A 25,736-nucleotide genomic window follows, 5' to 3' on the forward strand; every position below is an offset into this window, starting at 1 on the left:
ATTATTAATATTGCGTACTATTAATAATCTAGATTCATGCCAAAAATCAAGCGTTTATCGACGATAAAAACACCTAAGATCGTTCAATCTGCGACGGCATTAATAGAGGAAATGACTATCAAGAAATGATTAAAGGGACTGATACTAAGAATGGAGCGGATGACGTGGAATCTAGAGGCTCTAAAACGAGAAAACCCCAGCATTTCTGCTAGGGTTTTGAATAGTGGTGGAAGGATGGGGATTTGAACCCCAGATACGCTATAAACGTATACTCGCTTTCCAGGCGAGCGCCTTAAGCCACTCAGCCATCCTTCCACAAATTGTGTGTTGAGCTTGTCACTCAACGAGGCGCTACTTTATTGATTCTGCTTGCTTTGGTCAAGGGGCATTCTCAAAAAAAGTGCCTTTTTCGGCTTGTTCGATTACAAATTAACTCATTAGATCAAAAACAAACCAAATTTCATTCTATCGTTGTACTTACGCTTGTTGCTTTTCTTAAGCTTGTTGGTAATAGCCAGGAACTCTAAACCATTTACGGCACATATCTAAGAAGTAACCGTACAACACGCCCATACCACATGAGATTACAGCGTTACTGGTTACAGCCGTGACGATCTGGTCGCTTGAAGCACCAACCGCCAATAAAATACCGGCATACACAGGCGACTGGAACAACACGTAAGCTAAAAGGTCAGATATATTCTTCATCAACGAACTTTGTGAAAGCTTTGCACCATTACGCAAGAACCAATCACGAAAAACCCCATAAGGCCAAGCGATAGCAATGTTTACCGGAATAGATAACGTTCGAGAAGCAAGAGATTGCTCAAACGTCATACCTGAAATAAACACTTCTACGATCATGCCAGAGATAAAACAGAAAACTACCATAGCAAATGTATCCGCCGCTGCGTTACGAATACAAAATGGACCACGAGACTTCATTAATACCAAACCTAAAATATATCACTGCCTACTGAGTGAATTAGCAACATATAAACAAGGTTCATTTACACCCTGCCAGATAATGTCGCTATTAAATCACAAGATTAGTAGTCATACATTCCAAATTAAAAATCAAGTTGTAAATTAACAACCAAAAACCACTTGAAAAGCAGTTACTTCCACCAATAAATCTTATTAAGGTCAAATAGTAGACAATTCGTTATTATTTTTCTGTAATTAAATAACATCTAAGCCATAGGTATATTTACAGTAATGATATTGATGACATCTTGAGAAGGAGGCTCTCCCAGAGATACCTGTTCTAGTGCCTTATCAACTTGATAGGTAAGTTCAGCATTGTTCATTGGCTTGACGTGAACACGCAGACTCTCTAACGCAAATCGAATCAACTCTAGATTATTGTCTTCTAGTGCTACGTAAAGCGTGACCAGAAGTTCTTCTGTGTTGTCTTTGTTTCGTAGGTCAGGTTTAGGCAACGAGCGGCTTTGGCTTTTTTCCTCATGAAAATGTGTTTTGGGCACATTTCCGTTATGTCTGTCTAATCCATGTTTTTCTAGACCATGACCTTCTCTTTCATGAATGGCTTGATCATGATTGTTGTCGTGATTAGCGCTATCTTCCTCGTGGAACTGGTAAAGCTTGTTTGAATAACGGAATAACGCGTCATCAAGCTCTCGTTCATCAATGGGTTTCGCAATAATATAATCCACGCCGGCGCCGAGCATCCGTTCACGAGTCTCTTTGAAAACATCAGCAGTACAACCTAAGATCAAGACTGATGAAACATCGCCAATCAGAGCGCGAATCGCGGTTGTTGATTCAACACCGTCCATTACAGGCATATGGTTATCCATCAACACCAAATCAAAGTGCTCAGCAACGACGGCTTGTATGGCAAGCTCACCGTTTTCCACGCTTTTACACGTGAACCCTTTGCTGTTCATGAATGTTTCGATGATGATTGTATTGGTTCGGTTATCCTCCACAATCAGCACTTTCAAGCCAGAATAATCCAACTTCTGGTGAGGCAAGCTCTCTATCTCTCCAGGCTGACAGGGTTGAATCTTTAGTCGAACATCAAAGCTCGTGCCTATCCCTTCTTCACTGGTGACTGTAATACTGCCATCCATAAGTTGGGCGATTTTCTTTACAATCGCCAAGCCAAGGCCTGTACCGCCAAAACGCCTTGTTGTCGACGACTCTGCTTGTTCAAAAGGCTTGAAAATACGCTTTTGGGCTTCTTTGGAGATCCCAATGCCAGTATCACGAACTCGAATACTGAGGTAAGTCTCACTCCCTTCTACGACTTCTTTGAGATACACCTCAACGAAGCCTCTAGAAGTGAACTTCACGGCGTTGTTCAGTAGATTAAACAAGATTTGGCGCAAGCGTGCTTTATCCGAAAAGTACCAACGACCAGAAGGCACCTCAGAATACACTTTGAATTGAAGCCCTTTCTCGGAAGACAATGTGTAGTAAACACTGTTAATACTGCCGATGATCGAATCAAGCGGGAATCGAGTTTCATCCAAATCTAACCTGCCCTGCTCGATTTTAGAAAAGTCTAATATCTCATTGAGTAAAGTCATCATATGATCGCCCGAATCATACAAACTCTTAAGATGCTTCTCTTGGTCAGAATTTAGCGGCGTTTTTAGCAAGATCTGAGCGGTGCCCAACACCCCATTCATTGGCGTGCGGATTTCATGTGACAGGGTCGCGAGAAAAGCTGTTTTAGCATTGGTTGATGCTTGAGCTTTGACCTTTTCCGCTTCGAGGTAAATGGTCTTTTCGTTGAAGGTCTTAATCAAGTGGCCGATTTCATCATCACTTGAATAATCAACATCAATGATTTCACCCGCTTTCGAACCATCAACCTTAGCGGCGATGGTTGTTATCGGACTAATCAAATAGCGGTTCAATAAGTAATAACCAGCCATTACACACAGTAGTAATAGCGGCACAATACCGCCCTCGATACTCATCACTTGGCGAAAAACTTCGTCTGCCACACGTGACTTTGAGTTAACCACATCCACTTGCCAACCGAATTCGCCAAATTGGCTGCTACTGATGTAGATCCCTTCTACGAGATTGAAGTTATGGGAAACCAACACTTGGTTGAGTTTATCTCTCAGCGTAATACCAAGGTTGTACTCTTCTGCATGGTTTTTGATGAAACCCAATAGCTCTTCGAGGGAAAGATCCACAGTCGCAACGCCCGCGAAGGTTCCATCGTAATAATAAGGGGAAGAAGCAGTGATCATTCGAACGTGTGTGTATGGGTCGATATACACATCACTCCATGAGATGGTTCCCTGTGGTTTGTCTACGACAGACGTGTACCAATATTCTTCATGATATGGGGCGTTTTTAGGGTTGTTATAAGAAAACAGTTGGTCAATCGTGCCGTCGTCGGCTTTGTTGAAAAAATAGCTGTTAAGCAGCTTTTTAGAATCCAACACATAAGGTTCAGGCCAAATACCCGCGCTGACGATCGTGTCATCACTCGCCGCCAACATCGACTTAAACAGCGGGATGACATCGTCACCATTGCGATGTGCCTGAGCGAAACCAACTAAACTATCAACAAAGCCTTGAGAGCTACTGAGTGGCTCTGTAATCAATGCGGACAACAACTCCGTACGCAAGTCGAGGTTTTGTTGTAATTTGGCACGCACAGGGGATTCTACGACGTAATAAGTCACACTGCCGACAATGGCAATAAACATCGCAAGGTATAAACCAAGCGCTACCATGCTTTTTTTCTTTAAAGACGACCGTATCTGCATAATTCTTTTATTGTTTTCTTTTCTGTTAAACCTAGTGTTTATCACCAACGACATCAAGCCTTTTTAGATTGAAGCTTGATTGGCACAAGTTCATTGGTACTATAAGCGCAAATATGTTCCCTTTTACGGTACCTCACTTTGACCTTACAAGATATTCTTGCGCTTCCAGAGTTGGAAGGAAAGCTAATCACAGAACACAAAACCATGGGATTTGTCACTGCAATGGCAGCGGCGCCTAATGTGTTAACACCGCATGAGTGGCTACCGTTCCTTTGGGGTGGTGAAGAAGTCGCTCCATTTACGGATGGTGAACAACTTGAAAGCTACATTGAAGTTATCATCTCTCTTTGGAATAAAACACGTCCTGAACTAATCGAAGGCACGTGGGTTTGGCCTGAAGATTGCCAACTGGATGATGCAGAAGTGGTGAATACCGCAGCTCGCGATTTTTGTGAAGGCTTGCTTCAAGGCTGGCAGATCGCCCGAGATGATTGGGAAACACTGATGCCTGAAGACAGCGAAGACAACGCCCTTGTCGGTGGTGTGTTACTTTCACTTAGCATGCTTTACGATCCAGAAACGTCAATCGCAACGCTTGCAGAGCAAGGTATTGAAGGCCTAGAGCAATTTGAAGAGATCTTCAACGCAGTTCCTGTAATGCTTTGTGGACTAACGCAGCGCGGCATCGCGTTGGCTGAAGCGCAGTAACCTCTGCCAAAGAAACAAGCTCTACAAAAGATACTAGTCAGCTAGTGAATGAGCTCGACTCGCTCAACCGAACGATAACAAAAAGGCCTCACGATGAGGCCTTTTTTAGATCTGAAGGAATGGTGTTAGTTTAAAAGCCTTTCCAATCGAAGTGATCGATTCGTTCATCGGCAATATAAAACAACTTAGTCCCACTGCTGACAACTTGATCAAGTTCTGGGTTAAGTTCAATTCCACGACCCGTATCAATCGCGATCAACGTTGCTTGATACTTCTCTTTAAACACAGAGAAAATAGGCGCAACGGTCACAGGCTCGGCGTTTTCAGGGAAGTACGTTGAATACTGTGTCATGCCTCTTGTGGAGCTTAATAACTCTTGATGAAGCGCACTAGAACCTGGGTCAACAGCAGCTTTAGCCAGCATTTCCGCACCAACAGCAGGAATACATTCTGAATTTGGACAATGCTTGTGTAGCAGGTCGCTCAATGCTTCATCTTTAAAGTAAACCAAAAGGTGGGCCTTCGGATTTCGGTTCGCGCAGTAGAGCGCCGCAGATAAAGTGATGTCGTCTTCTGGGTTATCAATCAAGATGCAACTTGCTGACTCGATGCCCGTTTTCTCCATCTCTTTGCCATCAGTGTAGCTATTCACTTTAACGAAATTGATTTCACCAGGTAGCGGGTTCTCAATATCTGAACGAGTACATAATACGATTGGTCGCTTGCCCGTTTCTTCATGCTGCAACATGCGAATGAGATGAATGGTTCTTTGCTCATTCCATCCAAGCATCAAAATGTGGTTGTCCACTCTAACTCTCCTTTTTCCTAGCAAGCCTGCTCGCCAATATTCAACACCTTCTGTCGCCACTTTACCGAGTAGTGCGGCGAAAAGGCTCAACCCGCCTGGAATCACAAATAAAATAACTATCCACTGTCCCGCAGCCGTGGTCGGTGACAAATCACCATAACCAACTGTAGAAGCCGTCACCACCAAGTAGTAAGCAAATACGGTAACCGAACTGGTTAAATCTGTTTCACCCGCCAAATACAGCATCGACCACGATAGAACTATGTAGCCAAGAAAAGTGAACAGTAAGTTTTTGCCATTCAAAACAAAGATGTTTGCTTTGATCCAGCGTTTGAGTTGTAACCAGATTATCATTCAAGCCTCTAATCCATTTCTCTTAGTTACATGCTAGAAAAAATACGCGATATCAACAAGATGTATCATCAGAAAAAGATACATGACCACAAGATTGATATGGTCGCCCTATACTCAGGTACAAAAAAACCAGCACTATTGGCTGGTTTTTCATACGTTAGATAAAAGAACGGCTTACGCGTTACCTTTTACCTGCACATTAAGCTGTTCAGCAAAATCTAGCATGCGGTTCAATGGAATAAGAGACTTAACGCGTAATTCGTCAGAAACGAAGATTTCGTGTTGCTCACCACCATGCTCAAGTGCATTTTCAATCGCTTCAAGGCCATTCATAGCCATCCAAGGACAGTGTGCGCAGCTACGACACGTTGCACCAGCACCCGCTGTTGGTGCTTCAATCAGTTCTTTTTCAGGAACCAATTGTTGCATCTTGAAGAAGATACCTTTGTCAGTTGCGACAATCATCTGTGGATGAGGCAGCTCTTTTGCCTTCTTAATTAGCTGGCTCGTTGAACCTACAGCATCAGCCAGTTCAACCACACTTGCTGGTGACTCTGGGTGAACCAAAATAGCCGCTTCTGGGTAGACCGATTTCATTTTCTTCAAAGCATCCGCTGAGAATTCATCATGAACGATACACTCACCTTGCCAAAGCAACATGTCAGCGCCAGTTTGATTTGCGATGTAAGAACCTAGGTGGCGGTCAGGGCCCCAAATAATGGGTTTGCCTTCAGCGTCTAGGCTTTCAACGATTTCTAAAGCAATGCTCGACGTAACCACCCAGTCTGCACGAGCTTTAACAGCGGCAGAGGTGTTCGCGTATACAACCACGGTGTGGTCAGGGTGAGCATCACAAAATTCTGTAAATTTGTCAGCAGGACAACCAAGATCAAGTGAACATTCAGCTTCAAGCGTTGGCATTAGAATGCGTTTTTCAGGCGTAAGAATCTTCGCAGACTCACCCATGAAACGAACACCAGCTATGATCAAAGTGCTTGCTGAATGACGGTTACCGAACTTAGCCATTTCTAAAGAATCGCCAACGAAACCACCAGTTTCTTCAGCCAGAGCCTGAATTTCAGGATCTGTGTAGTAGTGTGCAATTAGAACTGCATCTTTTTCTTGAAGTAGTTTTTTGATGTTCGCGATGTGGGCCTGTTTCTGAGCGTCGCTCAATGGAACTGGCTTCGGCGGAAACGGGTAAACTGTATCGATTTTATCTAGTATATGACTCATTGCTCTTGCTCTACGCAACTTCTTCCGAGGATTAGAGTATTCTACACAGGACAGCGATGAGGATCAAAAAGGATTGGTTGCAAGCGATGACTAGCTAAGACTTAAAACGCATAAACAAGGTGATGCGTTGGCGTCACAAAGCGGCTGAGTAAATATTAAGGAAGTAAGCTGGTATAAAAAAGAGGTACCTGAGCACCTCTATTTTTTTTATAAGTGGGTTTTGGCCACTTTAGCCGAAGCACTGTTTGGGTACTCGGTAACGACTTGTTGGTAATATTTCTTAGCTTGCGTCGCATTATTGTTGCGTGCAGCTATGTCACCAAGCTTAACCAGCGCATCTGCTCGCTTGTTTGAGTCTTTGTACGACACAACAGCGGCAAAGCTCTTCACGGCTTCTTTATCTTGCTTCTTAGCGAAATAAAGCTGACCTAACCAGTAATGTGAGTTAGGTGTGAAGGTAGAATCTGGGAAGTCTTTTTGAAACTTTTGGAATGCTGCGATAGCCCCCGTGTAGTCTCGTTGCTTTAGAATCATATCTACAGCATTTTGATAAGCGGTTTGCTCATCGACATCAGTACTGAACGTACCAGAAGCATCTTTAGAGCCTTCGCTCGCTGCCACTGCTACCGTTGCTGTTCCTGCTGCTTTCACCTCGCCTCTTACACGATCCAGTTCAATGAACAGTTCACGTTGGCGCTCTAGCATTTGCTTCATATCGTAACTGTTTCGTTCCAGTTCACCACGAAGTTCACTGATCTCCAGTGCCATGTCGTCGATTTGCTGTTGCATTTGAAGCTGAACGAGGTTGCGATTTTGAAGCAGGCGCTCTAAACGCTCGATATCTGATTCGTTAGAGGCTGCTGATCGAGAGGAAGATGATGAATTGGTTGCGGTGCTATTGAGATCGGATACTGGAGCTGGTGCAGCGAACGCGATGTTCGCTGCACTTGCCAGTAACGAAAGCAAAATGACTCGCTTTGTGTTACTGAACATGAGGCAATTCCTCAATTATATAGCCTACTAAAATTAGTAAACTAGTACTGCGCGACGGTTTTTAGCGTACACATCTTCAGATTGACCTAGAAGAAGTGGCTTCTCTTCACCGTAGCTTACGATAGAGATTTGGTCTGCTTGAACACCTAGAGCTTGTAGGTATTTCGCTACAGCTTGTGCACGACGCTCGCCAAGTGCGATGTTGTACTCAGGAGTACCGCGTTCATCAGCGTGACCTTCGATAGTAACGTTCATGTCAACGTTGTTGCTTAGGTAAGCTGCGTGAGCTGCTAGAATTTCTTCGTAGTCGCTAGCGATAGTAGAGTTATCGAATGCAAAGTAGATTGTTTGAGTTTCGCGTAGCGCTTGCTCTTTAAGCTCTTGCTCAGACAGTTGAGCGTTAGCATCAATTGGCGTTACAACAGTTGTGTCTACGTTGCCTTCTGAACCTGAAGTTGTTTGGTTGCTTTCAGTACCTGAAGTTGCAGATGTTGCTTCATCAGTTGAGCTACATGCCGTTACTGCCATCACTGGTAGTGCAATCATCAAGCCTTTAAGAACTTTGTTAAGTTGCATCTTTTTTTCCTTACGTTATCAAACTTAGTTTCTACAGCGACTAAGTGCTATAGATAGTTAATTGCCACAATAGTTAACACTATCAATAGCTAAAAGAATGTATCACCTTAACTAGAGGAACGGTGACCATGCAGGCGCTCTTACGCGTCCGTTGGTTGCCGGTAATCTAGCTTTAAAACGACCATCGATAGAAACCATCGATAGCACGTTTGTTTTGTTGTAAATAGAGCTATAGATAACCATACCCCCATTCGGTGCAATGCTTGGAGATTCATCTAACAGTGTTTTTGTTAGCACCTGAACTGCACCGGTTTCCAAATCTTGCTTAGCCAAGTTAAAACCTGAGTTGCTACGATTTACCATGATCAGGAATCGTCCATCAGGGGTGATCTGGCCACCTAAGTTTTGGCTACCTTGCCAAGTAATACGAGAAGTCGAATTATTGGACAAATTTACATTATAAATCTGAGGTTTACCACCACGATCCGACGTGAAAATAAGAGACTTGCCATCTGGGTGCCAGAATGGTTCAGTATTATTAGAACGCCCGCGGGTAATTTGAGTCAGCTTACGGCTAGCAAGGTCAAGTGTGTACACTTGAAGGCTGCCTGTTTTCGACAATACCAATGCCAATGTCTTACCGTCTGGCGAGAATCTTGGCGCGCCATTGTGACGAGGGTATGACGTCACCTTCTCACGTTCACCGGTGTAAATATTCATAATGAATATTTCAGCTTGGCCATTTTGGAAGCTTACATAAGCCAGCTTCTTACCGTCTGGAGACCATGCTGGTGACATTAGAGGTTGTTTAGAGCGAAGTACTAAACGCTCGTTGAAACCATCGTAATCAGCAACACGAAGTTGGTATGGGTATTTATCTTTGTCGTTCACTACCACGTAAGAGATACGAGTTAAAAACGCGCCTTTCTCACCAGTCAGTTCTTCATACACTAAATCAGAAATACGGTGTGCGTACTCTCTCAAGCGTTTACCCGGAACCGTCGCTTTCTTATTGAACAAAACGTGGTCTTTAGAAAGTACCAATTGGCCTTCATCACTTAACGCACGGCTTTGTCCTTTGGTCAGTTGACCACGAACAATGTCTATCAACTGGTAGTTGACGACGTATTGCCCTTCAGCATTTTTAGTAATGCTACCGGTTAGTAATGAATCAACACCTAAGTTAGTCCAAGCATCAAAGTCGACCTCTGTTTCGCTGTAAGGCGTTTGAGGCATTTTGCTTGTTGCAACTGGGCTGAATTTACCACTACGTTGTAAGTCAGAAGCGATAACCGCTGATACATCGTGTGGCAAAGGTCCTGCACCTTCCCAACGGAAAGGCACGATGGCAATAGGTCTAGCAGAGTTTATACCGTCTGTAATAACCAGCTCCAGTGCTGCATGTGCAAACTGGCTGCTTGTCGCTATTACAAAAACAAAACTCAGTAATAGTTTTTTTAACACAAGTTCGTCCTTTTACTCTGGTGATACAGTTAAATTGATGTCTTTCAGTGATTTCACAATGTCCGGGTCTTTCGGCAATGGATAAGATTGCACTTGTGCCACGGCACGCTTGGTTGCTGCGCACAAACGGCTATCGCCATCCAAGATGCTTAAGCTACCCAAAATAGCGTTTGAGCCCGTTGGAATGAGCTTAAGGTTCACTCGACATGAGCGTCCTCTGTAGCTGTCTTCTAACAATAAGTTCTGTTGAATGAGCTGAGTATAAATCGCACCGTAACGCTGTGCTTCATCACTAATAAATTGTTGTTTAGCCGAAGAGTTTTGAGTCGACTCAGTTTCAAGCCCAGCAAAGATATCGTTCAATGCTGCCTCTTGTTGTTTGCGCTCTTTTTCGGCTCTTGCTGCAGCTTCTTTTGCTTTACGGGCTTTCTCCGCTGCTGCTGCCGCTTCTTTCTCTTTCGCTATACGCTGCTTTTCAGCACGTTCAGCGGCTTCTTTTTCTTTGCGAGCTTTGTCTGCAGCCTCTTTCGCGGCTTTTTCTTTTGCCACGCGTTCTTGTTCAGCTTTGGCGACAGCCGCTTCTTTGGCCTTGCGTTCTTTCTCCGCCTTAACCACAGCGGCTTCTTTTAGCTTACGATCAGCTTCTGCTTTCGCGGCTTTCTTTTGTTCTGTCTTTAAACGAGCCTCTTCAACTTTACGTTGTTTCTCTTTTTCAACTCGGCGTTTTTCAGCTTCTCGCGTCGCTTTCGCTTCTTTGGCTTGTTTTTCTTTCAGCTTGCGGATGTTTTCTTCTTCCGCTTTACGATTCTTTTCAAGTCTCTCGCTTTCGCGACGTAACTTGTCTAACCGTTCTTGTTCTTTCTTACCCGCAGCTTCTCTTTGTTGACGAATCTGTTGGGCTTGCTTGCGAACTAACTGAGGGTCAATCACGACCGCCTGAACCATCTGCCCTGTTGGCTTAGGTTCTGACATCGTGAAGTCTGCTCCCCAAATAAGAGCGACGAATAGAATGACATGCAGCCCGATTGAAATTAGAAGCGGCGTTTTGAAATTATTGGATTTTTTATTATTCGCTTTCATGAATGCTACGGAGCTATTCCCTTATATCCGTTAAAAGGCCAACCTTGGGCACACCTGCACGGCTTAATTCATCAAGTAATAAAACAACTTCAGCGTAAGGCGTTGCGGCATCACCGCCGACCGCCACTGGAGAGTTAGGATTCAGAGACAATTCCGCTTTAACCCGAACAATAATGTCTTCAATTGACAGGCCTCGTTGAACCTCTTCATCGTTAACGCTCAAGCCAAGCTCACCGTCTTTGTTCACTTCAACGATAATGAAGCTCGCGTTCTCGTCACCCAGTAAATCTTGAGCTGACTTAGCCGTTGAAGCCTTTGGCAATTCAACATCAACACCTTGTGTGACGAATGGTGAGGTCACCATAAAAATAATCAGCAAAACCAGCATAACGTCGATGTAAGGTACAACGTTAATCTCTGCCGTCATTTTGCGTTTTTTAGGTTGGTATCCAGCCATCTATTATTCCCTGCCAGCCATCGCTTGACGGTGAAGAATACTGTGAAACTCTTCAGAGAAAGTCGCGTAGTTATGTTCGAGTTTACCTACTCGGCTACTGAAGCGGTTGTAAGCCATAACAGCTGGAATAGCAGCGAATAGACCCATCGCTGTTGCAATCAGAGCTTCTGCAATACCAGGTGCAACCATCGCGAGTGTCGCCTGCTTCACTTCGCCTAGTGCGATGAATGAGTGCATGATGCCCCAGACCGTACCAAAAAGGCCGATATAAGGACTGATAGAACCGACGGTCGCTAGGAAAGGTAAATTGGTTTCTAGCTCATCCACTTCACGGGCAACCGCAACGCGCATTGCACGACCAGTGCCTTCCATAATGAAATCAGGAGAAGTGGCATTAGATTTACGAAGGCGAGCAAATTCGGTGAAGCCTGCGTAGAAGATTTCTTCAGTACCAGAAAGCTCGTCTTTGCGTTTATTGCTCTCTTGGTACAATTTAGCAAGATCAACGCCAGACCAAAATTTGTCTTCAAAGACTTCTGTTTGTTTAGAAGCTTGAGATAATACTTTACTTCTTTTTATGATCATTGCCCAAGAAACAACAGACATGCCCATAAGAATCAGCATGACCATCTTAACTAGTAAGCTAGCTTCTAATATTAGGCCTAAGATTGAGATTTCAGCAGTCACTATTCGTTAGCTCCGTGAGAATAAATGTTGGCATTGCTTTGGGTTTCATTTTTTGATTATCGATACATGCTACCTTAACCATTGCTTTACACAATGCCTTGCCATCAGGATTTACGATCTCTTGACAGAAGACCAAGGTTGCTCGCTTCAACTCGTAAATATTTGTAATGACTTGTAAAGAATCATCAAGTCGCGCACCTTGAATAAAATCAATGTCCATATGTCGGACTACGAAACCGATATTTTGTTCTAACAAGACTTGCTGAGAGACGCCAATTGAACGCAACATCTCAGTTCGAGCGCGCTCAAAGAACTTAAGATAGTTGGCATGATATACCACCCCACCAGCATCGGTGTCTTCGTAATACACTGTCACAGGCCAAGTAAATGGCTTAGATAATCCCTGCAATTTGCTACCACAACCCAAAACGATAAAGATCTCACTATAACCTAACTCTTTATCATTAAAAGTATATGGCAGTGATTTATTTGATTTGAAAGACGAAAAAAAAGGCCATCTGTATAAGATGACCTCTTTTTGGCTAAAAACCCAACAACTACCTAGGTTTACTTTGTTATAAACCTAGTCCACGACCCCATTTAGATAAGGCGCAGCACGGTTAGATAGAGCAAAATCGTGAGTGAAACGTAAGGGCTGAATAATAACTGCCACATCCAAGCTCTTGGTTTAAAACCGATACCATAAACCATGCTCGAGCATACAGCCCAGATGAACATAGGCCCAATGATAGCGTTAAAGCCACCGATGCTTGCCGCATACGTTTCAGGATCCCACATTACTAAACCAACATGCATGAAACCCAATATTAGGGATAAAGCTCTTAACAGAGTCTTATCCATTGGTTGATGTAATTTAGCAACTTGCTCTGCGAGATTACTCACTGTCTTTATCCATCATTTCTGAATGCTCAAGCCAAAGAGCATTGATGATGCCGAATGCACATGCTAGAAGTACACCCAAAATCCATGCGAAATACCACATAAAATTTCTCCTAAGTTATTTAACTTCTAGCTTAGTAAGCTGAAACGTCGTTATCTTCGATGTGTTTCTTATCTAGACGACCAAACATTTTGTAGTATGTCCAAGTCGTGTAGCCCAGAATCACAGGAACCATTACCGCCGCAACTCCAGTCATAAGACCAAGCGTTAGCTCACTTGCTGTTGAATCCCACATAGTCAAACTATGGCTAGGGTTCAGGCTAGATGGCATTACGAATGGGAACATTGCAAAACCAGCCGTTAAAATAACACCAGCGTTAGATAGGCTTGAGAACAAGAATGCGAAACCACCACGCTCAAAGCGAGATGCAATCACAGCAAGTAGTGGCATTGCTACACCAAGAATCGGCGCAGCCCACATTGCTGGATACGTTTCGAAGTTTGTCATCCAAGCACCAACTTGAAGTGATACTTCTTTGTTTAGTGGGTTTGAATCAGCAAACGTATCGATAGTGCTTGTAATTACATAACCTTCGATAGATTGAACCCAGAAGCCACCAATAACGAATAGAGCAATAGCAATTAGGCCAGTGATCTGAGCAACGTTACGAGCGCGACTGTGCAGCTCTTCTGTTGTCTTCATTTGAAGCCATGTTGCACCTTGCATCACGAACAACATCAGAGCCAACACACCACAAAGCAATGCAAACGGGTTTAGCAGAGCGAAGAACGTACCATGGTACTTAGACATCATGAATTCGTTCAGTTCGAATGGAACACCTTGTAATAGGTTACCAAATGCCACACCGAAAATGATCGGTGGAACTGTGCCACTAAAGCAAAGTGCGTAGTCCCAAGTCTTACGCCATTTTGGATCTTCAATCTTAGAACGGTAATCAAGAGCAAGTGGTCGTAACCAAAGCGCAGCTAACGTCGCATACATTGCGAAGTAGAAACCAGAGAAAGATGTCGCGTAAACCAGTGGCCATGCAGCAAACAATGCGCCACCCGCAGTGATAAGCCAAACTTGGTTACCATCCCAGTGGGGGGCAATCGTGTTTAGCATAATACGACGTTCAGTGTCGCTCTTACCGATAACAGGTGAAAGGGCTGCAACACCCATATCGAAGCCATCAGTTACGGCGAAACCAACCAGTAGAACACCGATCAATACCCACCAAATAAGTCGTAAGCTTTCGTAATCAAACATAATATTCCCTCACTTATACTTCGACTGAACGGCTAACTTTGTCTTCAACAGAGTTATCGTTTTGTTCGAAGTGGTAACGGCCTGTCTTTAAGCTACTTGGACCTTTACGTGCGAATTTCAGCATTAGGTAAACTTCAGCAATTAAGAACACTGTGTACAGTGCCAGAATAGCGAATAGTGAAGTCCAAAGCTGTTCAATAGTTAGTGCTGATGCAGCCACGTTAACCGGTAGGATTTCACCAACCGCCCATGGTTGACGACCAAATTCAGCAACGAACCAACCCGCTTCGATCGCAATCCAAGGTAGTGGGATTGAGAATAGCGCCGCTTTAAGTATCCATGGTTTCTGTTCGATCTTCTGACGACACGTTTGAACAAACGCCGCACCGAATACAAACAGCATGATGAAGCCACAAGCAACCATCAGACGGAACGACCAGAATAGAGGCCAAACTGTTGGGATAGAATCATCCGCAGCCATTTGGATTTGGTCTTCTGTTGCATCAACAACATCGTCTGTGTAGCGCTTAAGAAGCAGACCGTAACCTAGGTCACCTTTCACTTCGTCGAACGCTGCAATGTTTTCTTCAGACTTGTCGCCTGAACGTAGCTTTTCAAGCAGCTCGTATGCGTACATACCAGTACGGATACGATCAACGTGATCATCACGTAAGTCACGCAGGCCCGTTACTTCAGTATCAAGCGAACGCGTTGCGATGATACCCATTACGTAAGGGATTTTAATTGCGTAGTCAGTATTCATTGTTTCTTGGTTTGGAATACCAAAAACAGTAAATGCAGCTGGTGCTTCTTCAGTGTGCCACTCTGCTTCTACCGCAGCGAGCTTCACTTTTTGAACTTCACCAAGCTCGTAACCAGATTCATCACCTAGCACGATTACTGACAAGATCGCCGCCATACCGAAAGATGCTGCAATCGCAAAAGAGCGACGAGCAAAGGCAAGGTCACGACCTTTAAGAATGTAGTATGAGCTGATACCAAGGATGAACATTGCACCCGTTGTGTAACCAGACGCCACTGTGTGTACGAATTTAACTTGCGCTACTGGGTTTAGTACAACTTCAGCGAAGCTCACCATTTCCATACGCATGGTTTCAAAGTTAAATTCCGCACCCACTGGGTTTTGCATCCAGCCGTTCGCTACCAAGATCCAAAGCGCTGAGAAGTTAGAGCCAAGTGCTACTAACCACGTTACCGCTAAGTGCTGACGCTTTGACAATCTGTCCCAACCGAAGAAGAAAAGACCAACAAAAGTAGACTCTAGGAAGAATGCAACAAGCGCTTCAATAGCTAGCGGAGCACCGAAGATGTCTCCAACGTAGTGAGAATAGTAAGACCAGTTCGTACCAAACTGAAACTCCATGGTTAAGCCTGTCGCTACACCAAGAGCAAAGTTAATACCAAACAATTTACCCCAGAACTTGGTCATGTCCTTGTAAATTTGTTTGCCAGTCATTACATATACTGACTCCATAATGGCAAGAAGAAATGCCATACCTAAAGTCAGTGGAACAAATAGGAAGTGATACATCGCTGTAAATGCAAACTGCAATCGCGACAGATCAACAACATCAATCATGGTAACTCCTTTGTGTCGGCTGAATGACACTTGTGTGATTATTCACCGCAAATATCCATGTTAAAACAATTTATATAATTGTTATTACAAATTGAAATTTGTAGCAAAAACGTACCGTTATAGTTAGATTATTGTTAAGCATGAGCTAATATAGCTGGCGCTAATATTACTGGTAAAATCAGTATGTTTCAAAAGGTTTATAGGAGAAGTCTGCGTTGATTTGTATCAATTTTATTCAAGCAAATTAGAGTTATTTTTAAACAATCATGATTAAAATCACACCAATTTTAGCGTTGTTAATAACCGCGCATGATATCTGTGACAAAAGCTCAGCACCACTTCAACATCCAAATTACAACTACCTATAAAGTATTAACAAAAGATATGACAGTTTATTTCATTTTTTGTTAGCTAAATCAAACTTGAAATCAAAGTTTCCATTTTTGAATTTCGATATTTAGCCTTTTTATCGATTTGCTCAAAGAGTTGTTATTCAATAAAAACCAAAAAATCCCAGCGCTTATGCAACTGGGATCTTTAGAAATGAATAAGTTAACGATTTGAGGGTTTGTCTATTCCGAAGTGTAAATACGCTCTGTCGGTAGCAATTCGGCCTCTTGGTGTTCTTTGCAGATAACCCTGCTGAATCAAATACGGTTCCAATACATCTTCAATCGTATCTTTTTCTTCACCAATCGCGGCTGCCATATTGTCGATACCGACCGGACCACCACCAAACTTCTCCATAATCGCAAGTAGAAGCTTTCTGTCCATGTAGTCAAAGCCTTTGGCATCAACGTCCAACATATTGAGTGCCTTATCCGCTACGTCTGGGCAAATATGTCCGTCGGCTTTCACTTCCGCGTAATCTCGTACACGGCGTAATAAACGGTTCGCGATACGCGGTGTACCACGAGCACGACGAGCAATTTCTAATGCCCCATCCGACTCCAATGAAAGTCCAAGGCAATCAGCGCTGCGCTGAACGATGTTTTGAAGATCTTCAACCTTGTAGTACTCAAGACGCTGAGTAATACCAAAACGGTCACGTAATGGCGATGTTAGTGAGCCAGCACGAGTGGTTGCGCCAATCAAAGTAAATGGAGGAAGGTCAATCTTGATAGAGCGAGCCGCAGGGCCTTCACCAATCATGATATCCAGTTGGTAATCTTCCATTGCTGGATACAAAACCTCTTCAACCACAGGACTTAAGCGGTGGATCTCATCAATGAAAAGCACATCGTTTTCTTCGAGGTTAGTTAATAGCGCGGCTAAATCGCCCGCTTTTTCTAAAACTGGACCTGAAGTCGTACGGATGCTCACATCCATTTCATTGGCAACAATGTTCGCCAACGTGGTTTTACCTAAACCGGGAGGGCCAAAAATCAACAGATGATCCAGAGCTTCATTTCGCATTTGGGCTGCTTGAATGAAAATCTCCATCTGGTTACGAACGTGGTCCTGACCTTGATAGTCGGCTAACGCCTTTGGACGTATTGCACGGTCGATAACATCTTCATCTTTAAAGACCGGATTATCCGGTGCAATCAGGCGATCGGCTTCAATCATAAATTCTGTTATTCCTAACTCTGCGTACAGGCAAAGTGAATGAGTCTATTTTCTAGAACAAGTATATGAGGTATTAAACCATCGACTTCAGTGCTTCGCGAATCAATTGTTCGCTGGTCATGCCATCTTTAGCCACTTGAGCAACAACTTTAGAGGCTTGAGTCGGTTTATAACCCAACGCAAGTAGTGCGCTTACTGCTTCTTCTTCAGCATCGTGAACCGCTGGCATCGAGTCCATTGGCGCAGCATCCGTTGCAGGCGTAAACAGATCACCTGCTCCCCACCCTTTCAGGCGGTCTTTCATTTCAACAACCAGACGCTCTGCCGTTTTCTTACCAACACCCGGCAGTTTAACCAGTGTCGAGATATCTTCACGTTCAACGCTCTGAACGAATTGGCTTGCCGTCATTCCAGAAAGGATACCAAGACCAAGTTTAGGGCCGACACCATTCGCTTTAATCACTTCACGGAACAAGGCACGCTCTTTAACAGTGTTAAAACCATAAAGTAGCTGAGCATCTTCACGTACCACAAAATGAGTGTAGATAATTGCTTCTTCGCCTACGTTTGGTAACTCATAAAAACAGCTCATTGGCATTTGGACTTCATAACCAACACCACTGACTTCAATCAATAATTCTGGTGGCTGTTTTTCTATTAATGTACCGCGGAGACGTCCGATCACAATTCACTCTCTTGATGGAATTTAATTTGAAGGACAGAATATAAAAGAACTGGATACTTATCCAGTTCTTTGTGTTTTTTGAAGTGAATTATTTAGGCTTGTTTGGCTTGCGAGACCACGCTGTTCAAGCTCGCGACCAATTCTTTAACCGAAGTCACATGACCTGTTAGCTCAGAACCATAATTCGCGACTAAGCCTGACACTGATTTAGTTTCCGCCACACTTTGCGCCACTTCTGAACTGGCGATATCGAGCTCTTTTAACGAATTCATCTGCATCGCCATAATATTGGTGAGCTGATTAACATCTGTTGAGATGGTTTGCACCTCTGAGATGATACCGTTCATCTCGCTCGCCGTGGTTTCGATGATTGCTCTGCCGTGTTCAACTTCTTCTTTACTGCGGTCTAACAAAGTTCGAATCTCTATCGCCGAATGACTGCTTTTCGCCGATAGCTCCCTTACCTGCTCAGCTACTACAGCAAAGCCTCTTCCTTGCTCACCTGCTCGAGCTGCTTCGATTGCCGCGTTAAGTGCTAATAGATTGGTTTGCTCAGCAACCGAAGTGATCAAATCAGCGACTTTCATGATCTCTTGATTACTTTGAATGATCTGACTGATTGCATCGGTTGAAGCTTCTAGTGACTCCGAGCTCTTTTGCGCTTTGGTTCCCACCGCTTCGCTGCGTTCTTTCAGTTCACCTACAAATGAATTGGATTCTTCAATGCCTTGAGTCATTTGATGGAGTTGTTGACTCATCTCTTCCGCAGCGCTCGCTTGAGATTCACAATTGACATTCAACACTTCGACTTGAGCATGCAAGTCTTGTGACTGCTGATCTAAATGAACCGAAACACCTTGTAGACTCTCTGAATTCGAATTGGCTTGGTCGAGCACGATAGAGAGCCGACCTTCACTTTGCGTCGCTTGGTTGGCAACGTGTTGGCTTTCTGAAATCGCATCTTCTGCCATTTCGATCGCCACCTCTTTTTGCTTAGCAGTAAAGGCTTGAGCAATGCAGATGACCACCAGTGGCATAATCACACCGGACCAAGTTTCTACCACTACCGCATCAGGGGTTAGCTCAAGCTGGGGAAATGCAAATCCATTGAGATGTGCAGACGTCATCACCAATGAAACACCGATAACCAGTCCACTCCATACCAAAGCCACAATTCGTGTTCCTGATAAGAAAAAAGCGACCACTAACAAAGGCACCCAATAAGCTTGAGTGGAAGCCACAACCCCACCACTTTGATAAATGATGTTCAACGCGTGGACAGCCATGCCGACAAAACCAAAGTTAAGTGCAAGGCTCGGCTTACTCGTCACACGAAGTAGCAGTGCCGAGATCAGTTCGAATACGATAAGAAATACAGATGTGGCGATCAGAAGTTGCTCTTCGTGCTTAGTCCACTTGATTAAGCTATAGACACCCACGAAGAATGCGATAAAAGTGAAGAGTAATAAGATATCGGCTTGTCTGACTTCGTTGTTACTCCACCCGTTGTTTTTAGGTAGAAACAGCGCGCGCCACAGCTTGATTGGGTTCATCAGTGATCATCCTTGATTAACTTGTAAGACCTCCGACCAATGTTAATAACATGTTAAATGATACGCAATGTTATTATCTGGGTTATGTTCGAAAGATCTCATTTCATCAAGGATTTAGAGGCGTATTGTTTTGATATGAGCCAAACAGGGCGTGAGGCTCATCAATAGAATAAGTTTAAAAGGCAGAATTAGGAACTAACAATAGAATGAGATTTAACGGTAACGCCCTTTTCTTGCTCCCGTTGCTTTGCCTGCAAGTGCGACCAAGGTTTTATTGGTGTTAGCGTGAGTGATCGCTACGCCTAGAGCATCGGCGGCATCGGCTTGTGGCTTAGCGGGTAGTTTGAGCATACTCATCACCATATTCTGAACCATAGACTTATCAGCGCCACCATTACCAGTCACCGCTTGTTTGATCAAACGAGCCGCATATTCATGTACAGGTAAATCTGCATTCACCGCTGCTACAATCGCACTGCCACGAGCTTGACCAAGTTTAAGTGCTGAATCGGCATTCTTCGCCATGAACACTTGTTCGATCGCGAATACGTCAGGCTGAAACTGAGTGATGATTTCGCTCACACCGGCGTAGATTTGCTTGAGTCGGCCTGGCAGTTCTTTTTCAGAGGTGCGAATACAACCGCTACCTAAGTAATATAGATGGCGACCATTTTGACGAATCACGCCATAGCCGGTAATACGAGAGCCAGGGTCAATCCCTAAGATAATAGACATAACTTCAAATACTGATTATTTATACATGCTTTATGAGCTTAGTATATCGAACGCAAAAAAAAATGCCCGTCAAATTAACGGGCATTTCGTTGTTCTGCGAAAGAAAAAGTTCTATCAAAAACTAAGTTTTGTTGAAAGCTTAAGTGCTATCTGAGACTTAAGCTCTATCGAAAACTCACTGCTTGATTAGAAAGTTGAGCTTAATCGTTTGATTAGTCTTCTTTCTTCGCTAAGTTAACAGCGATTGCTAGCTCTTCCAGTGATGCTGGGTTTGCTAGGCTTGGCGCGTCTGTTAACAGACATGCTGCAGCTGTTGTTTTCGGGAATGCGATAACGTCACGGATGTTCTCTGTACCACAAAGAAGCATTGCTAAACGGTCAAGACCGAATGCTAGACCCGCGTGTGGTGGCGTACCGTACTTAAGTGCTTCAAGTAGGAAACCGAACTTCTCTTGCTGTTCTTTAGCTTCGATACCTAGGATACCGAATACAGCCGTTTGCATTTCTGCGCTATGGATACGTACTGAACCGCCGCCTACTTCGTAGCCGTTGATTACCATGTCGTATGCATCAGAGTTAGCTGCAGCTGGATTTGCTTTTAGCTCTTCCGCGCTCACACCAAGTGGTGATGTGAATGGGTGGTGCATTGCGTGAAGGTTGCCTTCGCCATCTTCTTCGAACATTGGGAAATCAATAACCCAAAGAGGAGCCCATGCTTTCTTGTCTGTTAGCTCTAAGTCATCACCTAGCTTGATACGAAGTGCGCCCATTGCTTCAGCAACGATGTTCGCTTTATCTGCACCAAATAGGATGATATCGCCAGATTCAGCTTGAGTGCGCTCAAGAAGACCGTTGATTACGTCTTCGTTTAGGAACTTAGCAACTGGAGATTGGATACCTTCCATACCAGCAGCACGGTCGTTAACCTTCATCCAAGCTAGACCTTTCGCGCCGTAGATACCTACGTGCTCTGCATAACCGTCGATTTGCTTACGAGTCAGCTTAGCGCCACCCGGTACACGGATTACTGCTACGCGACCTTTTTCGTCGTTCGCAGGGCCAGAGAATACTTTGAACTCAACGTCTTTAACCAAGTCAGCAACGTCTACTAGTTCTAGTGGGTTACGTAGATCTGGCTTATCAGAACCGAAACGACGAATCGCTTCAGAGAATGGCATTACTGGGAATTGACCCAGTTCAACATCTAGAAGCTCTTTCCACATATCGTGAACTAACTTTTCAGTGATGTTACGTACTTCTTGAGAAGACAGGAATGATGTTTCGATATCGATCTGAGTAAATTCAGGCTGACGGTCAGCACGTAAATCTTCATCACGGAAACATTTAACGATTTGGTAGTAACGGTCAAAACCAGACATCATCAGCAGTTGCTTGAACAGCTGAGGAGATTGAGGAAGTGCGTAGAAGCTACCTTTATGAACACGGCTTGGTACTAGGTAATCACGAGCGCCTTCAGGTGTCGCTTTCGTTAGTACTGGTGTTTCGATGTCTAGGAATAGGTTCTCGTCTAGGAAACGACGAACGAAGCTAGAAGCACGTGCACGAAGCTTGATACGGTCGCTCATTTCTGGACGACGAAGATCGATGTAACGGTACTTAAGACGCTGCTCTTCAGAGTTCGTTTGGTTGAAGTCTAGTGGAAGCGCTTCTGAACGGTTGATGATCTCTAGACCAGTTGCGTAAAGCTCAACTTCACCCGTCGCCATATCTTTATTTACTTGGCTGTCAGGACGAACACGTACTTCACCAGTAAATTTGATACAGAATTCATTACGCAGTTGGTTAGCGATCGGAAAGATATCTTTCATATCTGGATCGACAACAACCTGAACGACGCCTTCACGATCTCGCATATCGATAAAGATAAGACCGCCTAAATCACGGCGACGGTTTACCCAGCCGCACAATTCTACAGTTTGTCCCGCCAGGGACTTGTTCAGGTTACCACAGTAATGGGTACGCATAATGAATTTCCCAATCTCTTAATTATTTACTAATTTCCAAGCTGTCAGTGGTCATTCCACACAACAGAGCAAAGGAACATTTATACGCGGAAACTCGCTTAAAATCGACCTTCCACATTCGAATTTATTGTGTTTTATCTGGCTTTGCTGCTTTTTAGCCCATCAAGTGCGCAAAGATTCATCAAAACCGAAAAAATTGTGCTAATTATATCTCGAAAGTACCTTAATCAGCAAAACTCTCGTACAGTAGATTTTCGTTTCAAACCAAAAACTTTTTGTAATGACTGATAGCGTGATGAATAACGGTGTAATAGATGGATGATCGTGTAATAACAACAGAAACTTTACCTCTAAGGCTTGGGTTAACAATGTGGTCTCATTCTGAATGGCAAAGTCAGTTTTATGGGAAAGGAACAAAACCCGCTGAGCGCTTAGAAAAATACACCCAAGTTTTTCATACCGTTGAAGGCAACACGACTTTCTATGCGACACCCAGTGTCTCAACGGTCAATAACTGGAAAGCCGCGAGTCACGATGATTTCAAGTTTACTTTTAAGCTGCCTAAGTTCATCACCCACCAGCAGCACTTAAAACATTGCCAAGCCGAACTCAAAGAATTTCTGCTCACTATGTCGCCACTGCATAGGCGCATTGGTCAGTGGACGATTCAATTACCCCATAGCTTCGAACCCAGCATGCTCCCTGCCCTGCAAAAGTTTTGTACCTTGTTTCCAAAAGACATGCAGCTCGGCGTTGAAGTTCGTCACCTTGGCTTCTTTGATAAAGGCGATGCCGAAAAACGTTTCAATCATTGGCTAATAGAAGAAGGGATCAATCGCATCATTATGGATAGCCGTCCTGTTTTCTCCGCACCACCAACCACAGAAGCGGTGATCGACGCACATCAAAAGAAACCACGTGTTCCGGTTCATGCCATTGCGACGGCAAACAATCCGATGGTTCGCTTTATTGGACATCCAGATCAGGAACCCAATATCGCTTTCTTTAAACCTTGGTTCGCGAAATTACCGACTTGGTTAAATGAAGGAAAACAACCTTATTTGATGATTCACACCCCAGACAATAATCACGCCCCTGAGTTGGCGATTGCTATCTATAAGCAGTTACAGACGCAAGTTGCTGAACACACACAGATAACCTTGCCTAATTTGGCGGAGTTTCCTGCTCAAAAAGGTGACCATCAAATCTCGATGTTTTGATAGTAAACAACCACTAACACGCGTTCACTTTCATCAATCTCAGTTTTCGTGACACAAGCGTTTTTTTTACGTAAAATACGTCCCCTTTTATTTGGTACGAATTCTGTGCCGATTACGCTGACTGTCGAGAGAGAATGCAATGAGCAACAAAGACAATATCTTTTCCGCTCCCATTGATAAAATTGGTGATTTCACCTTTGATGCAAGGGTTGCTGAAGTATTTCCAGATATGATTCAACGCTCGGTTCCTGGATATAGCAATATCATCTCTGCTATTGGCATGTTAGCTGAACGCTTCGTAAAACCACACTCAAACATCTACGACTTGGGTTGCTCTCTTGGCGCAGCAACGCTTTCAATGCGCCGCCACATCCAACAAGAAGGCTGTACGATTTTTGCTGTCGATAATTCGGAAGCCATGGTTGAACGCTGTAAGCTGCACGTAAACGCCTACCGAAGCGATACGCCAGTCCAAGTCATCGAAGCTGATATCCGTGAAATCGAGATCAAAGACGCTTCAGTTGTTGTGCTGAACTTCACCTTACAGTTCTTATCACCGGACGACCGCTACGCTCTGCTTGAAAAGATCCACGCTGGATTACGTCCGGGCGGTATTTTGATTCTGTCAGAAAAGTTTGTGTTCGAAGATGAAAGTTCAAATGAACTGCTTATTGATCTGCACCATGATTTCAAACGTGCAAACGGATACAGCGAGCTTGAAGTCAGCCAGAAACGCAGTGCTATCGAAAATGTGATGCGTCCAGACTCGATTCCAGTTCATAAGCAACGTTTTGAAAAGATTGGCTTCTCAAGTAGCGAAGTGTGGTTCCAATGCTTCAACTTCGGTTCGATGTTCGCGATTAAATAGCGCACATACCCAGTCAGCTCGTACTAAAACTTCATCCTCAAGAGCGAGGAACGAGCGAGTTGGGGATCTCTATCAAGTACGATAAACCGAGATTCCCTATCATGTTCGTCCCTCATTTTAGGGAATGACAAATTTAATTTTTATTTTAGGGTTTATTGACCCTATTAACTCAGTGAAAAACTATGTTTAATTTTGCCAATTTTTATCAACTCATTGCCCAAGACACTCGCCTACAGCCGTGGCTCAATGTTCTTCCTCAACAGCTGACGGATTGGCAAAATGCAGAGCACGGTGACTTTGACCGTTGGTTACGTGCACTGAATAAAATCCCGCAAGGCGTGCCTGATCAAGTTGATTTGAAAAACTCTGTGACTATCGGCAGCAGCACACCATTTCAAACGGGTGAGCTTAAAAAGCTAGAGAGCTTATTAAAGACGTTCCACCCTTGGCGCAAAGGTCCTTATACCGTTCATGACATTCATATCGATACAGAATGGCGCAGCGATTGGAAATGGGATCGTGTACTTCCTCATATCTCTCCGCTTAAAAACCGTTCTGTACTCGATGTAGGTTGCGGTAATGGCTACCACATGTGGCGTATGTTAGGTGAAGGTGCTCGTTTGACCGTCGGTATCGACCCGTCTCACCTTTTCCTTGTTCAGTTTGAAGCCATCCGTAAGCTTATGGGCGATGACCAACGCGCTCACCTTTTACCTTTAGGTATTGAACAGCTGCCAAAACTGGAAGCTTACGATACTGTATTCAGCATGGGCGTGCTTTACCACCGCCGTTCACCGCTTGATCATTTGATTCAACTAAAAGACCAATTGGTATCTGGTGGCGAATTGGTACTTGAAACGTTAGTGATTGAAGGTGACGAAAACGCTGTTCTTGTGCCTGTTGACCGCTACGCGCAAATGAGAAACGTGTACTTCTTCCCATCAGCTCGCGCACTGAAACGCTGGTTAGAACAAGTTGGCTTTGAAGACGTTCGAATCGTTGATGAAAATGTTACGACGGTTGGCGAACAACGCACAACAGAATGGATGACACACAACTCTCTGCCAGATTACTTAGACCCGAATGATCCAAGTAAAACAGTTGAAGGTCACCCAGCGCCGAGACGTGCAGTTCTTGTAGCGACAAAGCCATAAATTCGTTGCCCCAAACTATTATTCTGGTGACCACCGAATAATAGTTTTTGGTAGCAATGAAGCCATCACATCTGT

General features: G+C 44.0%; 24 protein-coding genes and 1 tRNA gene. 4 read left to right on the forward strand and 21 right to left on the reverse strand.

Annotated elements, in window-relative coordinates; genetic code table 11:
• Nucleotides 1-224: 224 nt before the first annotated feature.
• The 3 genes from AC3CKG_RS10555 to AC3CKG_RS10565 all read right to left on the reverse strand — a co-directional run bounded on the left by AC3CKG_RS10555 (nt 225) and on the right by AC3CKG_RS10565 (nt 3,758).
• Nucleotides 225-315: transfer RNA gene (locus AC3CKG_RS10555), tRNA-Ser, on the reverse strand.
• 180 nt (nt 316-495) lie between these two features.
• Nucleotides 496-945, reverse strand: coding sequence for an L-alanine exporter AlaE (locus AC3CKG_RS10560; protein WP_017105736.1), 450 nt, complete (start codon nt 943-945; stop codon nt 496-498).
• Between the two features lie 248 nt (nt 946-1,193).
• Nucleotides 1,194-3,758 carry a hybrid sensor histidine kinase/response regulator gene (locus AC3CKG_RS10565; RefSeq protein ID WP_488528329.1) on the reverse strand — a complete coding sequence of 855 codons (2,565 nt, stop codon included), beginning with the start codon at nt 3,756-3,758 and terminating at the stop codon, nt 1,194-1,196.
• 138 nt (nt 3,759-3,896) lie between these two features.
• Between AC3CKG_RS10565 and AC3CKG_RS10570 the strand changes: the two genes are divergently transcribed.
• Entirely contained in the window at nt 3,897-4,466 is a 570-nt protein-coding gene (locus AC3CKG_RS10570) for a UPF0149 family protein (protein WP_017105738.1), read from the forward strand.
• Between the two features lie 130 nt (nt 4,467-4,596).
• On the opposite strand, the gene AC3CKG_RS10575 is transcribed toward AC3CKG_RS10570, so the two are convergent.
• The 18 genes from AC3CKG_RS10575 to aspS form a co-directional block, all read right to left on the reverse strand.
• A complete protein-coding gene (locus AC3CKG_RS10575; protein ID WP_488528330.1) occupies nt 4,597-5,628 on the reverse strand; it encodes a potassium channel family protein in 1,032 nt (343 codons plus the stop codon).
• Between the two features lie 174 nt (nt 5,629-5,802).
• On the reverse strand, nt 5,803-6,864 hold the full coding sequence (nadA, locus tag AC3CKG_RS10580; protein ID WP_004736488.1) for a quinolinate synthase NadA: 1,062 nt from the start codon (nt 6,862-6,864) through the stop codon (nt 5,803-5,805).
• A 207-nt stretch (nt 6,865-7,071) separates the two neighbouring features.
• Complete coding sequence (gene ybgF / locus AC3CKG_RS10585; RefSeq protein WP_029223556.1) at nt 7,072-7,857, reverse strand: tol-pal system protein YbgF; 786 nt, start codon at nt 7,855-7,857, stop codon at nt 7,072-7,074.
• Nucleotides 7,858-7,890: 33 nt separating this feature from the next.
• Complete coding sequence (pal, locus tag AC3CKG_RS10590; RefSeq protein WP_017105742.1) at nt 7,891-8,433, reverse strand: peptidoglycan-associated lipoprotein Pal; 543 nt, start codon at nt 8,431-8,433, stop codon at nt 7,891-7,893.
• A 111-nt stretch (nt 8,434-8,544) separates the two neighbouring features.
• Entirely contained in the window at nt 8,545-9,897 is a 1,353-nt protein-coding gene (gene tolB, locus AC3CKG_RS10595) for a Tol-Pal system beta propeller repeat protein TolB (protein ID WP_065111061.1), read from the reverse strand.
• A gap of 12 nt (nt 9,898-9,909) precedes the next feature.
• Nucleotides 9,910-10,977: a cell envelope integrity protein TolA gene (gene tolA, locus AC3CKG_RS10600; RefSeq protein ID WP_017105744.1), complete on the reverse strand. Its 1,068-nt coding sequence runs from the start codon at nt 10,975-10,977 to the stop codon at nt 9,910-9,912.
• A 13-nt stretch (nt 10,978-10,990) separates the two neighbouring features.
• A complete protein-coding gene (gene tolR, locus AC3CKG_RS10605) occupies nt 10,991-11,434 on the reverse strand; it encodes a protein TolR (RefSeq protein WP_017105745.1) in 444 nt (147 codons plus the stop codon).
• Between the two features lie 3 nt (nt 11,435-11,437).
• Nucleotides 11,438-12,121, reverse strand: a complete 684-nt coding sequence (gene tolQ, locus AC3CKG_RS10610) for a protein TolQ (RefSeq protein WP_017111033.1) — start codon at nt 12,119-12,121, stop codon at nt 11,438-11,440.
• Nucleotides 12,111-12,548 (reverse strand): tol-pal system-associated acyl-CoA thioesterase, encoded by a 438-nt coding sequence (ybgC, locus tag AC3CKG_RS10615; protein WP_017105747.1) that lies wholly within the window; start codon nt 12,546-12,548, stop codon nt 12,111-12,113. Before ybgC ends, tolQ begins: the two co-directional genes overlap by 11 nt.
• 173 nt (nt 12,549-12,721) lie before the next feature.
• On the reverse strand, nt 12,722-13,024 hold the full coding sequence (gene ybgE / locus AC3CKG_RS10620) for a cyd operon protein YbgE (RefSeq protein WP_017111034.1): 303 nt from the start codon (nt 13,022-13,024) through the stop codon (nt 12,722-12,724).
• Nucleotides 13,017-13,124 carry a cytochrome bd-I oxidase subunit CydX gene (gene cydX, locus AC3CKG_RS10625; protein ID WP_000270284.1) on the reverse strand — a complete coding sequence of 36 codons (108 nt, stop codon included), beginning with the start codon at nt 13,122-13,124 and terminating at the stop codon, nt 13,017-13,019. The genes ybgE and cydX overlap by 8 nt, the downstream gene beginning before the upstream one ends.
• A 31-nt stretch (nt 13,125-13,155) precedes the next feature.
• Nucleotides 13,156-14,292, reverse strand: coding sequence for a cytochrome d ubiquinol oxidase subunit II (cydB, locus tag AC3CKG_RS10630; RefSeq protein ID WP_017111035.1), 1,137 nt, complete (start codon nt 14,290-14,292; stop codon nt 13,156-13,158).
• A 13-nt stretch (nt 14,293-14,305) separates the two neighbouring features.
• On the reverse strand, nt 14,306-15,892 hold the full coding sequence (cydA, locus tag AC3CKG_RS10635; RefSeq protein ID WP_029223557.1) for a cytochrome ubiquinol oxidase subunit I: 1,587 nt from the start codon (nt 15,890-15,892) through the stop codon (nt 14,306-14,308).
• A 552-nt stretch (nt 15,893-16,444) separates the two neighbouring features.
• On the reverse strand, nt 16,445-17,461 hold the full coding sequence (gene ruvB / locus AC3CKG_RS10640) for a Holliday junction branch migration DNA helicase RuvB (protein WP_017105751.1): 1,017 nt from the start codon (nt 17,459-17,461) through the stop codon (nt 16,445-16,447).
• Nucleotides 17,462-17,534: 73 nt separating this feature from the next.
• The gene (gene ruvA, locus AC3CKG_RS10645; RefSeq protein WP_017111036.1) at nt 17,535-18,146 is read right to left on the reverse strand and encodes a Holliday junction branch migration protein RuvA; all 612 of its coding nucleotides are present in this window, start codon (nt 18,144-18,146) and stop codon (nt 17,535-17,537) included.
• Nucleotides 18,147-18,238: 92 nt separating this feature from the next.
• Nucleotides 18,239-19,699: a methyl-accepting chemotaxis protein gene (locus AC3CKG_RS10650; RefSeq protein ID WP_488528331.1), complete on the reverse strand. Its 1,461-nt coding sequence runs from the start codon at nt 19,697-19,699 to the stop codon at nt 18,239-18,241.
• 213 nt (nt 19,700-19,912) lie between these two features.
• On the reverse strand, nt 19,913-20,434 hold the full coding sequence (ruvC, locus tag AC3CKG_RS10655; RefSeq protein WP_004736470.1) for a crossover junction endodeoxyribonuclease RuvC: 522 nt from the start codon (nt 20,432-20,434) through the stop codon (nt 19,913-19,915).
• A gap of 212 nt (nt 20,435-20,646) precedes the next feature.
• Nucleotides 20,647-22,419, reverse strand: a complete 1,773-nt coding sequence (aspS, locus tag AC3CKG_RS10660; RefSeq protein WP_065111059.1) for an aspartate--tRNA ligase — start codon at nt 22,417-22,419, stop codon at nt 20,647-20,649.
• Nucleotides 22,420-22,733: 314 nt separating this feature from the next.
• Here aspS and AC3CKG_RS10665 point away from each other — a divergent pair, with 314 nt between their 5' ends.
• The 3 genes from AC3CKG_RS10665 (at nt 22,734) to cmoB (ending at nt 25,661) form a co-directional block, all read left to right on the forward strand.
• Entirely contained in the window at nt 22,734-23,639 is a 906-nt protein-coding gene (locus AC3CKG_RS10665) for a DUF72 domain-containing protein (protein WP_488528332.1), read from the forward strand.
• A gap of 139 nt (nt 23,640-23,778) precedes the next feature.
• Nucleotides 23,779-24,507: a carboxy-S-adenosyl-L-methionine synthase CmoA gene (gene cmoA, locus AC3CKG_RS10670; protein ID WP_488528333.1), complete on the forward strand. Its 729-nt coding sequence runs from the start codon at nt 23,779-23,781 to the stop codon at nt 24,505-24,507.
• A gap of 182 nt (nt 24,508-24,689) precedes the next feature.
• The gene (gene cmoB, locus AC3CKG_RS10675) at nt 24,690-25,661 is read left to right on the forward strand and encodes a tRNA 5-methoxyuridine(34)/uridine 5-oxyacetic acid(34) synthase CmoB (RefSeq protein ID WP_017105756.1); all 972 of its coding nucleotides are present in this window, start codon (nt 24,690-24,692) and stop codon (nt 25,659-25,661) included.
• Nucleotides 25,662-25,736: the final 75 nt, after the last annotated feature.

It is taken from the genome of Vibrio sp. QJM3NY_15 (genome assembly GCF_057785995.1).